At 35.2% G+C, this 12,297-nt stretch carries 11 protein-coding genes; 9 read left to right on the top strand and 2 right to left on the bottom strand.

Annotated elements, in window-relative coordinates:
• Positions 1 to 284: 284 nt before the first annotated feature.
• The 3 genes from QRN68_RS06650 (at position 285) to QRN68_RS06640 (ending at position 2,673) form a co-directional block, all read left to right on the top strand.
• Positions 285 to 599, top strand: a complete 315-nt coding sequence (locus QRN68_RS06650) for a hypothetical protein (RefSeq protein WP_285395976.1) — start codon at positions 285 to 287, stop codon at positions 597 to 599.
• A gap of 510 nt (positions 600 to 1,109) precedes the next feature.
• Positions 1,110 to 1,733, top strand: a complete 624-nt coding sequence (locus tag QRN68_RS06645; RefSeq protein ID WP_285395975.1) for a hypothetical protein — start codon at positions 1,110 to 1,112, stop codon at positions 1,731 to 1,733.
• A 184-nt stretch (positions 1,734 to 1,917) separates the two neighbouring features.
• Positions 1,918 to 2,673, top strand: a complete 756-nt coding sequence (locus tag QRN68_RS06640) for a hypothetical protein (RefSeq protein ID WP_285395974.1) — start codon at positions 1,918 to 1,920, stop codon at positions 2,671 to 2,673.
• Between the two features lie 591 nt (positions 2,674 to 3,264).
• On the opposite strand, the gene QRN68_RS26925 is transcribed toward QRN68_RS06640, so the two are convergent.
• The gene (locus tag QRN68_RS26925) at positions 3,265 to 3,360 is read right to left on the bottom strand and encodes a putative holin-like toxin (protein WP_230875005.1); all 96 of its coding nucleotides are present in this window, start codon (positions 3,358 to 3,360) and stop codon (positions 3,265 to 3,267) included.
• A 716-nt stretch (positions 3,361 to 4,076) separates the two neighbouring features.
• On the opposite strand from QRN68_RS26925, the gene QRN68_RS06635 reads away from it, so the two are divergent.
• From QRN68_RS06635 to QRN68_RS26915, 4 genes are all read left to right on the top strand, one after another.
• Positions 4,077 to 5,129, top strand: coding sequence for a zinc-dependent alcohol dehydrogenase family protein (locus QRN68_RS06635; protein WP_285395973.1), 1,053 nt, complete (start codon positions 4,077 to 4,079; stop codon positions 5,127 to 5,129).
• Positions 5,130 to 5,832: 703 nt separating this feature from the next.
• Positions 5,833 to 7,452, top strand: coding sequence for an amidohydrolase (locus QRN68_RS06630; RefSeq protein ID WP_285395972.1), 1,620 nt, complete (start codon positions 5,833 to 5,835; stop codon positions 7,450 to 7,452).
• Positions 7,453 to 7,655: 203 nt separating this feature from the next.
• Complete coding sequence (locus tag QRN68_RS26920; protein ID WP_350224342.1) at positions 7,656 to 7,874, top strand: transposase; 219 nt, start codon at positions 7,656 to 7,658, stop codon at positions 7,872 to 7,874.
• A 49-nt stretch (positions 7,875 to 7,923) separates the two neighbouring features.
• Positions 7,924 to 8,034, top strand: coding sequence for a hypothetical protein (locus QRN68_RS26915; protein WP_350224341.1), 111 nt, complete (start codon positions 7,924 to 7,926; stop codon positions 8,032 to 8,034).
• Positions 8,035 to 8,305: 271 nt separating this feature from the next.
• Here the strand turns inward: QRN68_RS26915 and QRN68_RS06625 are convergent, their stop codons facing one another.
• Positions 8,306 to 9,217 (bottom strand): LysR family transcriptional regulator, encoded by a 912-nt coding sequence (locus QRN68_RS06625; RefSeq protein ID WP_285395970.1) that lies wholly within the window; start codon positions 9,215 to 9,217, stop codon positions 8,306 to 8,308.
• A 209-nt stretch (positions 9,218 to 9,426) separates the two neighbouring features.
• On the opposite strand from QRN68_RS06625, the gene QRN68_RS06620 reads away from it, so the two are divergent.
• Together QRN68_RS06620 and QRN68_RS06615 are read left to right on the top strand one after the other, a co-directional pair.
• Positions 9,427 to 10,803 (top strand): aminotransferase family protein, encoded by a 1,377-nt coding sequence (locus QRN68_RS06620; protein ID WP_285395969.1) that lies wholly within the window; start codon positions 9,427 to 9,429, stop codon positions 10,801 to 10,803.
• A gap of 62 nt (positions 10,804 to 10,865) precedes the next feature.
• Positions 10,866 to 12,287, top strand: coding sequence for an NAD-dependent succinate-semialdehyde dehydrogenase (locus QRN68_RS06615; protein ID WP_285395968.1), 1,422 nt, complete (start codon positions 10,866 to 10,868; stop codon positions 12,285 to 12,287).
• The last annotated feature ends 10 nt before the right edge of the window (positions 12,288 to 12,297 follow it).

The raw sequence follows: 12,297 nt of genomic DNA, 5'->3' as shown, positions 1-12,297 counted from the left end.
CAAAGTAGGGTAGTTGTACGTGTGAGTTCGTCTGAGGGACAATCATTGTTTTCCTCCCAATAAATGTTATTCAAGTGAATATATGTTAATTTGTTGCTTCGATTTAACTTACGTCAGTTTTGCGTCATCGCGATTTCTCCGTAATATAACAATATCGCAAAGTGCTACCGAATAATATCGGACGACTTTCCTTATTTTTGTCGTATCTATTTCGGTTCCTTTAGTGGATTTTTAGACCGCTCTATTTTCGTTAGAATGACGAATAGAAAGCGAGGTTATTAATAATGTGGGAAAAAGATTCGTTTACGTTGGGAGAAGCGGCAAAGGAGTTGAGTCTAACAGATGCGCAAGTTCGTATTGTTCTTAGCAAGATGCAAGACCGAATAGATAACTTTAGTGAGAAGTTACGGAATGGAGAACGTCGATTGAATAATCTAGAGGTAACAGTAATTGAATTTGTACATGCGCGTACTAATAAAGAAAGAATACAGGATGATGCGTGTGATTTAGCGGTATCTATTTTTTACCGAGATAATAAACCTCAAATAATAAAGGAATATCTAACGTCGGAAATTGATCGATTGGAAAAATCCGAATAAGTTTAACTTGCTATTGCGTAGAAATGTCGGTAAAATATTCCGTAACATGAGTAGTTACGAAGGCGGTCGGTTATATGTAATCAATGACCGTTCTAACTACGCAAATTGAACGGTGATTATTGACGAAATGATATTGCGTCGGGGGTTCGAATCCCTCCTGGGACGTCAATGTAAGCCTTACAGCCATAACGGTTGTAAGGCTTTTTGTTTTTATGCATGAATGTATAATTCACTAATTGGTGCCCGAGAGGTGCCCAAATTAAAATTTTTGATAAATAGTGTGATTGGATCTATCTTCAATTCACTGGAACTAGTAGATGTGTATAGGAATATTTATAAACGAAATTTAGGTGTAATATTTTCTTTTGTTTATAGTTATTTGGCTTTATTTCGATTACATTTTTTTGAATTTGATTTGTACTATATGACACTGAAAATGATTATTTTGCATTGAGTGAAATTTCCTAATTATGATACCATATAGATTAATACATATTTGGAGGAATTATTATGGAAAAGAGTAATATAAAGTTATTATTATTACTAAGTTTATTTTATGTTTTAATTTTATCAGCATGTAATCAGAAAGAAGAAAGTGTTGATAAATCAGGTGAGAATGAACAAGTAAAAGTAGAAACTTTAAATCAAGAGGAAAAAGAAAAAGTAGATACATCAAATCAAGAAGAAAAAGCAGAAACATCAAATCAAGATGATTTAGTTGAAAGTGTCGAGAAAATTTCCAATAATGAAGAGATTGCTGAAGACAATCATTTAAATACATCTTTGACATTAGTTTTAGAAGATGTTATTCCTAGAGACCCAAGTATTGATAATAATGTATATGGATATGAATTAAATTTTATTTTGAAATATATTAACCATACAGATAAAGACATTAAAGGATTTTTAGCAGAAACATATTTTTATGATATGTTTGGTGAATTAGTATACACATTAGATTTCAAATATGAGTGGGATGTTATTCCTGCAAATGGTTCTACAAACTTCAATACTGCTGTTGATTTAAATCAATCCAAAGATGCAGATATGCGTTTTTATAATTTGCCATTTGAGAATATGACATTTAAATACAAAATTAAATCAATAATCTTTACGGATGGAACAAGTATATAAACTGGTCAAAACTTTAAAAAGCGCGAGATATCAATTTTAGAAACGTTGATTACTCGCGCTTTTCCATTGTGTTTAAATTTGAAATAGTAATATAAATGGAGTGGTAATCTTTTGTAAAAAAACGCAGCTTTTTAGTTGGTGAACCATTTATTGTTTTTCTGAAAAGCTGAGTAGGGGGAGAATAATGAAAAAGTTTTTTATTATGTTACTAGCAGCATTTGTATTAGCAGTAGTTAATCCAACAATATCAGATGCGAAAGTGATGTATGATGGAGCAGAAGTTGTAAAAGAGCAAACAGGAAAAATGACCTTTAAAAAAGACATTAAGGTATACAAGAGAAATCCAAATGGTACGTTTGATTCATTAGTGGTCAAGCGAAATAACTTCTTTAAAACGTATGATATTGAAAAATATGATGGTAAAACATTTTACCAGATGGGGCAATATCGTGTACAAGCAACGGATTTGGTAGTTTTCAAAGAAGTACCCATAAAAATTCGTGCATCTTTCTATAACGACCCAACTTACCTTGTTATTAATCGTGATCATGTTAGTGACAACGGATATTACGGACAATACTTCAGCAAACTAGGTGTTTCTTTCTTGGATACAAATAATGGACAACTAATTTCATATTGCCAAAGTGATGGAGATGAGGGGCAATGGTGTGCTGAGTATCGAGGTACAGATATTAAGATCGCTGAGAAGATAAGAAGAGAAGAAGGCGTGCGTTATGAGCTAACTAAAGATATACAAGAGCAACTATCTCCAGTAGAATTTGCTGTTCGTACTGGAACAGTGCATTTAAAGGGAAGTACTTTTTTATCACTAGGCTATGAAATTAATGGTCATCTATATGTAGAAAATGGCTTGGAAGGAAATAACGCACGAGGTATTTGGGTTCCGGTGAAGTTTTTAAAGCCAATTGGAGATAAGTAAGACTTTAAAGATGTTGGAATAAAACTTCTCACCATTACGACTCAAGCAGGTAACTTCTTAAGTACGAAAAAACCAAGCACCCGGTTTATTTTTGTGAAAAAGCGAAGAAAGAAACTAACTTTGGTGATATACAAAGATGTTATCGTTTTGCTATCGTCAGTTTTGCATCATCTTTTGAGGCCTTCATTAACGCTCAAATAAAGTCGAAGCTAGAAGAAGATACGACTATTGTTAATAATGGAGCAAATATTTTGGATTTCCTTATTAATGGTTTTCAAAATATTAACGGAACCTAAGATATTTATTTTAATCCATTAAATAATCTTACACGTGTTCAAATGGCCGAAGTATTAATGCGATCTCTACGAATAATCGATTGGTATTAGATCAATTGGATGAACATATAGTAATGTACATCATTTGAAATTTGTAAATAATATGGTATACTTGACGTAAATAAAACAGATAATTAAAAGGACTGTACAGCGATGCAACGCTTGTACAGTCCTCTAACAAAATAAATCGCTTCAAAGGCGATTGGCACCGAGAGAGTAAATCATCCCTAACCGGCCAAGGTATTAGTGGGGTGATTTACTTTTTTTTAGTAAAAGTAAATGACAATGAAAGAATCAACACAACTAATGAAGAAAAACTAATCATTATGGTCAATGTTTCGAATGTTGTCATCGACATCACCTCCTTTCCCTTTGCAAAAGCAAAGTAAGAGGATGTGCCGACCACCCTTGAAACCTTTATTTTGTATCCCTAATTATAACATTTTTATTTATTTTAAACAAAAACATAAGCCAATATCGTAATAAATAATATTTAGTAAGGTGATGTATATGAGTAAAAGTAAAGGGAAGTATTGTTTTTGCCCAAGGTCTTGAAATTAATGGGTTTCTATATGTATACAATGGCTTAGAAGGAAATGATGCTCAATATACTTGGCTTCCGGTGAATTTATTAAAGCCAGTTGGAGATAAGTGATAGATTAGGAATTATATAAAGCCCTCTTATTTTTTTGATAAGGGGGCTATTTTATATGGTTGGTTGACATTGTAAGTGTAAACGTTAGACAGACCTTATAATAGCGACAAAAATAACTAATTGATAAAAGAAGCTACACATCGTTTAAGATTGTAGCTTCATTTCCAATCAATGCGTAAATCAATCTATTGAAAAAATAATAATAATAAAAAACATACTGATATAAACCCCGAGTTGCTGCATCAGTAAGTCTATGAATAAATGAAAGTAACATAAAACTTGGTAAACTATTCTCTTTGATTTCTCAATGGACATAATGTAAAAAAAAATACTCTCTTATTTTAACTATATGAAAGATGCCAGAAATTTCTGATTCCTGTTAAAGTAAAGAAAACATAAAAGGCGGGGATTTTATGAGAGCACTTGTCTTAGAAGAAATCGGTAAGCCGTTAGTTGTTAGAAATATGCCAGATCCAACCAACACAGCAGATGGTGTAATTGTTCGTGTTGAAGCTAACGGAGTTTGCAGGAGTGATTGGCACAGCTGGTTAGGGCATTGGAATTGGCTAGGAGTTGAGACTCCTCTTCCTCATATAATGGGACACGAATTTTGTGGTGTCATAGAGGATGTTGGGAAAGATGTGACAAGATTCAAGAAAGGCGACAGAGTAATTGTTCCTTTTACTCAAGGTGATGGCACATGTCCTATGTGTCAAGCTGGACACCATAATGTTTGCGATAACATTACGTTACCTGGTATCACCATGTGGGGTGGATACGGAAAATTTGTTCATATCCCTAATGCTGATACTAATCTAGTAATTTTACCAGAAAATATTGACTTTGTTGAGGCAGCTGGTATTGGATGTCGATTTATGACGGCATTTCACGGGGTTACTGATCAAGCACAGGTAAGACCGGGTGAATGGGTTGCTGTCCATGGTTGTGGGGGAGTTGGCCTTTCTGCAATTCAAATCATTACAGCCCTAGGAGCACACGCTATAGCAGTTGATATTGATGATGAAAAATTAGCTTTTGCAAAGAAATTAGGTGCTGTAGCCACAGTTAATTCCAAAAAAGAAAATGCTGCTGAGTTGATTAAAGAATTAACAAAAGGCGGGGCACACGTGTCAGTGGATGCTCTTGGAATAACTGAAACTTGTCAGTCAGCTATCAATAGTTTAGCTAAAAGAGGACGCCATTTACAAATAGGATTAACGACCAGTAATGAAAAAGGAATGATCCCCGTTCCTATTGATCTTATGGTCATTAATGAAATACAGATTGTTGGCTCTTATGGTATGCAAGCACCAAAATTTCCTCAAATGTTACGAATGATTGAAAATGGAATTTTAAGTCCTAAAGATTTAGTAACTCAAACAATATCTATAGAAGAAGCGGGAAGTGTAATTGAATCTATGGGGACTTATGCAAATATGGGTGTTACGGTTGTTAATAAGTGGTGAATGTAAAAGGGATTTACCTTAACTAGCTCAGACTGTAGACATTCTCGATTAAATAATGGATTTGACAACAGACTTTTGAAGTGTTTGGCAATCAAGGTTTGAGTAATCCATAGTTTATTTCTACTGTTATAATTAGTACTAATGGTTTTTATATTCTTCCGGGTGGCTTCATGGTCATTCTATCTGCAAAAAATGAAAAAAGTCTTCGTAAAAATGCAATTACTCTACCTTTCTATACAATTCATCTTGTGTTTGTATTCTTCATTGTTTTTCCAGCGTTCTATTATTACACCTGGTTTAGAAAATAGAGTTTTATCTCTATTAAATTTAGCAATAAAATTATTGTCCGATATATAAGGGTTTTTTAGTGGCTATTTCGCTAATGTATTCCAATCTAAAACTGATTGTAGCGTCTCCGCAGGAAATCGAGAAAGACGAGACCCTGCACGAGCGAATGTTTTCTGTGGAAAGCGTAGTGCTAACGTAGCGACAGCAATGTTTTATCTGTGCGAAAGCGGAGTGTTAACGAAGCAGCAGCGACAACACCAGAGGAGGAAGCGGCTCGGCGCTCACTCGCAGGAAAGCGATTGGCCCGTAGCGGAATCAGCCTCTTCGAATTAATTTAAATGTATAAAAATGGTTAATCAACACACCCGCTGATATTTATTAGATGAATTCAAAGAGTCGAAGGAGGATGTAACAAATGAAAGCAGATTTAGTATTTATAAATGGTGAAGTTATTACAATGGATGCAGATTCTCGAATTGAAGAAGCTGTTGCAATTAAGGAAAATCGTATTATTTTTGTAGGTTCTACCTTAGAGGTACAGCAAATGATAGACAGTAAAACAGAAATTATTGATTTGTGCGGAAAATCATTGCTACCAGGGTTTATAGATGCTCATATTCATTTAGTTATGTATGGATTAAACCAACTAGCTATTAGTTGCAAGGCTCATAATATTACTTCAAATGAGGACATAAAACAGGAATTACGAAAAAAAGTTCAAACTGTTCCTAAAGGTCAATGGATTCGAGCGTGGGGCTTTAATGAAACGACAATAAAAGAAAATCGTTACTTATCTATTAAGGAGCTAGATGAAATTTCTACAGAACATCCGATTATGATTACTCGTACTTGTGGTCATATTTCTATTGTAAACAGTAAAGCATTAGAATTAGCCGAAATTGATGCTAATACAAGCAATCCTGATGGGGGAATAATTGAGCGAGATACTAATGGTGCATTAACAGGTAAATTAATTGAAAAAGCGAATATGCGAATGAATGAAATTGCTAAATATACAGAGGTTGAGTTAAGACAAGCGATGAAAATAGCCTCTGATCATTTTGTTCAAGCAGGTATTACTAGTATCCATGAAGCAGGTGTTTCTGATACAGATACCTATCGTCTTTTACAGGAAGCGGTAAAAAATAAGGATATCGCTGTTCGTGTTTATGCAATTATTTGTACTTTAAATAATTCACATGAATTTGTAGGGAAAATGCTATCTGCAGGAGTACTAACAGGTACGGGTGATGAACGCTTTAAAATTGGTCCAGCCAAAATTTTTACGGATGGAAGTAGTACAGGTCCTACTATTGCAACAAGAGAGCCGTATACAAGTAACCCAAATGATCATGGCATTCTTTACTATAGTGAAGAAGAAATCTATCGTGTATTAGGTGAAGCTCATAAAAAAGGATATCAAATAACTGTACATGCTCAAGGGGATCGAGCTATTGAAATGTATTTGAATTGTGTAGAAAAGGCGCTTAATGAGCATCCAAGAGAAGATCATCGCCATCGAATTGAGCATGCGGGCATTTCTACACCAGATTTACAAGATAGAATGAAGAACCTTGGTGTTATTCCAATTCCAAATCCACCTTTCCATTTTGAATTCGGAGATATTTATGTGAAGAACTATGGAGAAAGAGTTAATTATATGTATCCAGTACGTGACTTTATTGATAAAGGTATTATATGTGCAGGTGGTTCTGATGCACCAGTTACGGATTATAATCCTCTACTAGGCATTCATACAGCAGTCAATCGAATAAGTAGCAGTAATTCTGAAATTGGAGTGAATCAAAAAGTTACAATATTGGAAGCTATAAAAATATATACGATCAATGGAGCATATGCGAGTTTCGAAGAAGATATTAAAGGTAGCTTAGAGGTAGGGAAATTAGCAGATTTAGTAGTATTAGATAACAGTATTCTAAGTCAAAATAATCATAGTATAAAAGATTTAAAAGTAGAAATGACGATTATAGATGGAAAAATTTTATACAAAAATGAAGCTCTAGTAAAAGCATAGAATAACATTTCGTATAACTTGAAAAGAATGTAGCACGATGTTATGTATTGGTCTGCCATACCTAAAAGTAACGCATAATGACCTGGTCCGCCATGTACACATAATATCAAGCACAATGGACATATAAAAATCCTAATCCGTACACTGACCGCCTTGTTTTTTTGTGTCGATTCATCACCCTAGAATTTCCTTGATGATGGTATATCGATAGAATAGTAGAGAAATGTAGTTTAATACTGAGTGGTCCAACCACAATTCGAGTAAAAGTTCTAATAAGACGGAGTTGTAAAGTAAGGGGAATCATCATTTTGCAAGGCAGTGTTGGGAAAGACCATATTCATTTGTTACTATCATGCCCACCAAGTTTGGCACCAAGCAAAATCTTGCAATTTCTAAAAGGAAGTTCGTCAAGACTGTTGTAAGACGAATTTCCTGAATAAAAAAAGATATTGGGACCAACATCTATGGGCGATGGGATACTTTTGTGTGACAGTTGGTACAGTAAACGAGGAAATTATAAGAAATTACATTGCGAAACAATTTAATGAACATGAGAATGATGTTTTCTGTATTGAAGAATGAGTTTAGTCCATATTCACTGTGCTTGAGCACAAGAGCTTTGAGAAGGGCTTCAGCCTTAGATAAAAAAGACTTTAGTCGTGGACATTCATGACAAAATCCACCTGCTAAAAAAACTCGATCCATTCAGTATATTGGGCGAGTTTTTTTAGCAGGTGGTAATTTAAAGCACTCTTATCTTAACTTAACTGATGTTAAAGTGAGAATGCTTATTTTGACTTATTATGCATTATCTACCGAGTAATTTAACTTGATGGCCATTACTTAAATCACATTAATCATTGAAAATGCTTGTCATTTTCTCTGCAACCTCTTCGGTAATCGCAAGAAATCGTTTGGAAATTGATGTCATGTAACGATCCTTAAGTGTAATTATATTAAGTTTTGTTTGTAACACTGGATTTGCTAGTGGTCTAAGTACCGGTAAATCAGGAGAATTAAGTAGCTTGAAACAGCTAGGTACAAAACAAATTCCTGCGTCTTTCATTACCATCATAAGTGTTGGTAATGTTTCTGTCCCCCAGTAAACGACATTAGGCGTAAATCCACTTTTTTGGCATGCCTCAATCACATCATCAGCAACACCTGATCCATAAGATGTTGTATTTAAAAGAAATCGTTCGTTCTTCAAGTCTGCAATATCAATAGAATCTTTTTCACATAGATGATGGTTTGGTGGAAGAGCTAAAAGTAAAGGTTCTGTTAGTAGTAATGAAGTATGGATGTCCTCAGCTCTCACTGAAGTTCGGACAATTCCAATATCTATTTTATGACTTCGTAATTCTTCTAAAATATAGGATGTATTACCCTCACGAACATGTGTAACTATGTTAGGAGTTTCCTTTTGAATTTTTTTTAAAACATTTGGCAAAATAAATAGATTTGCTGAAGTAGTACAACCCAATTTCACAGTACCTCTAATTCCTTCATGAAACTCGACTAATTGCTTCTCCGTATTCTCAGATAAATCAAGTAATTCTTTTCCTTTTTCATATAAAAATACTCCACTTGGTGTTAATTCAAGAGATCTACCTAAACGATTAAACAAAGTGACATTTAATTCTTGTTCAAATTTTCTAATTAAAATACTTAAGGGGGGTTGAGTCATTTGCAGTACAGTAGCAGCTTTTGTAATGCTACCTTCCTCAACTACTGTAATAAAACAATGTAAACGATGAAGGTTCATTTTGATAACTCCTCCTTTTAGTATTCATAAAATATATGGAAGTCATATAAATATTATAATTTACATTATAAAAATGTAAAGATATACTATTTTTATAATTAAGAATAGTTAGAAAATTGGTTCTGAACTGTATTTCAGTTTTAAGTTAGTTGATACCAGAGTGTGTCCATCCAATCGCAAATATTAATTTATAAATGGAGGTTTTATCAATGACAACTAAAATTACTCAACAATCAAAAACTGTAGCGTTAGCTAAACTGGACAAAAAGCACTTGCTACATCCAGCTACAAATCCGAAGGCTTTAATTGACAATGGACCGCCTATTATCTTTGTTAAAGGTAAAGGCGTTACAGTTACAAGTACGGATGATGTGGAATACATCGACGGGATGTCAATGCTTTGGAACGTGAACTTAGGGCATGGGAATCAAGAACTTGCAGATGCTGGTAATAGTCAATTATCTACCCTCGCGTATGCATCATCATTTAAAGGATTCTCAAATGAACCATCCATTCTACTTGCTGAAAAATTAGCTGAGTTAGCACCAGGAGATTTAAATAGTGTATTCTACACTTCTGGTGGGTCAGAATCAAATGATACAGCAATTAAATTAGCTCGTTTCTACTGGGAGCTTAAAGGGAAATCAGAAAAAAGAAAGATTATTGCGCTAACGAATGCTTATCACGGTGTAACAATAGGAGCGCAAACAGCTACTGGTCTTGCAGCATACCACAAGTTCGCATCATCAAATATAGAAGGAGTTGTTCGTGCAACAGCCCACCTATTAAACAGCGAGTTAGGTGATAAAAGTGACCCGAACTATGCAGATTCTATCCGTGGAACAATTGAAAGAGAAGGTGCGGAGACGATTGCCGGAATTATTATTGAACCTGTGCAAGGTGCGGGCGGAGTTAATATTCCACCAGAAGGTTACTTAGAAGCAGTTCGTAAAATCTGTGACGAGCACAATATCCTTTTCATGGCAGATGAAGTTATTTGCGGATTTGGTCGTACGGGGAAAATGTTTGGTGTAAGCAACTGGAATGTTGTCCCTGATATGATGTCAATTGCAAAAGGAATTACGAGTGGTTATTCGCAACTTGGCGGGGTCATGATGAATGATGAAATTAGAGAAACAATTGCTAACTTCGATGCTGTTATCCCACATGGTTTCACATATAGTGGCCATCCGACTGCTTGTGCGATTGGACTGAAAAACATTGAAATACTAGAGCGTAATCATATTATTGACCACGTAAACGAAATGGAGAAAGAACTTAAAAAAGGTTTAGATTACTTAGCTGAAAAACATAGTATTGTAACAAATTGCAGAGTAATTGGTCTGTTGGCTGCATTTGAACTTTATGAAGATCCAACAAATGGAAAATTGTTTGATCCAACTGTTTTTCCAGCAAACGCGGTAGTTGACGCATGTTTCAATCGCCAATTAATATTAAGAGCGCTTGGAGCGTATAACCAAATTGTGGCAATTGCACCACCGCTTATTATTAACAAAGAAGAAATTGAAAAAATGATTCAAATTATAGACGATTCGATTACTGCTTTTAAACAGACACGCAACTAAACTATTCCTATAAAGTAAGTTGAGTAGTGGTGGTTAAAGTTAAAAAAGGGGGAGGTGCTCTAGTGCTTTATATAAATGGTGAATGGCGAGATACAGGAAATAAATTGGATGTAACAAATCCTGCGACAGGAGAAATAATTAGAACTGTTGCTACAGGTGGTAAAACTGAAACTAAAGAAGCAATCGAAAGTGCGAAGAGAGCATTTGAATTCTGGGGTAAGACAACTGGAAATGAGCGCAGCAACTACCTGTTTCAAGTGGTTCAATTGATGAAAGAAAAAACAAAAGAATTAGCTGAAACAATTACACTTGAAAATGGTAAGCCTTTACCAGATGCTACTCGTGAAGTTGCAGGTGCGATCGGTTATTTAGAATGGTATGCAGAGGAAGCTAAGAGAATTTATGGGGAAACAATTCCTGCATCTGCAGCTGATAAACACTTAATGGTAATTCGCGAACCTGTTGGGGTATGTGCAGCTATTACACCATGGAATTTCCCGTTATCGATGATTACAAGAAAAATTGCACCTGCACTTGCTGCAGGTTGTACGATTGTTTTAAAACCGGCTGACTTAACTCCTCTTTCAGCGATAAAAGTATTCGAATGCTTTCATGAAGTTGGACTACCTGCTGGAGTTGCAAACCTGGTAATTGGCCCAGCTGAAGAAATTGGAAACGAGATGACGAGTAACCCAGACGTTCGTAAAATCACATTTACTGGCTCGACGCGTGTGGGGAAAAAACTTATCCGTGATTCGTCTGATACAGTGAAGAAAATATCAATGGAGCTTGGTGGACACGCACCGTATATTGTGTTTGAAGATGCTGATATTGACGCAGCAGTTAATGGTATCTTAGTGTCTAAGTTTATTAACTCAGGTCAAACTTGCATCAGCACCAACCGGATTTACGTAGCAGAAACTGTAGCTGATGAATTCTCAGGAAAGTTAGCTGAAAAGGTATCTAAATTAGTTGTAGGAAATGGATTAGAAGATGGCGTAAATGTCGGTCCAGTAATTAATAAAGTGGCTCTTGAAAAAGTGAAAAGTCAAGTAGAAGACGCTGTGAAACATGATGGTAAAGTAATTGCGGGTGGTAATGTATTTACATTAAATAATGGTAGCGGTTACTTCTTTGAGCCCACAGTTATTCAATATGCAAGCGATAATATGAAGATTACAACAGAAGAAACATTTGGACCAGTTGCACCAATTTATACATTTAAGACGGAAGAAGAGGTAGTTGAAAGAGCAAACCATCCTGAATATGGTCTTGCAGCTTATTGTTATACGCGAGACATTGGTCGAGGCTTACGAATGATGCGTGCTTTAGAGTTCGGAATTGTTGGTATTAATGATCCAGCTCCAGTGGTTGTACAAGCTCCGTTTGGTGGTATGAAGGAAAGTGGAATGGGGAAAGAAGGCGGTTGGTACGGACTTGAGGAGTACTTGGAGAAGAAGTTTGTATCGATTTATTTAAAATAATAGAAAATGT

Origin of the sequence: Lysinibacillus sp. fls2-241-R2A-57, from assembly GCF_030209535.1 — a bacterium.
Classification (GTDB): domain Bacteria; phylum Bacillota; class Bacilli; order Bacillales_A; family Planococcaceae; genus Lysinibacillus.
This window is presented reverse-complemented; position numbering and strand designations above follow the sequence as displayed.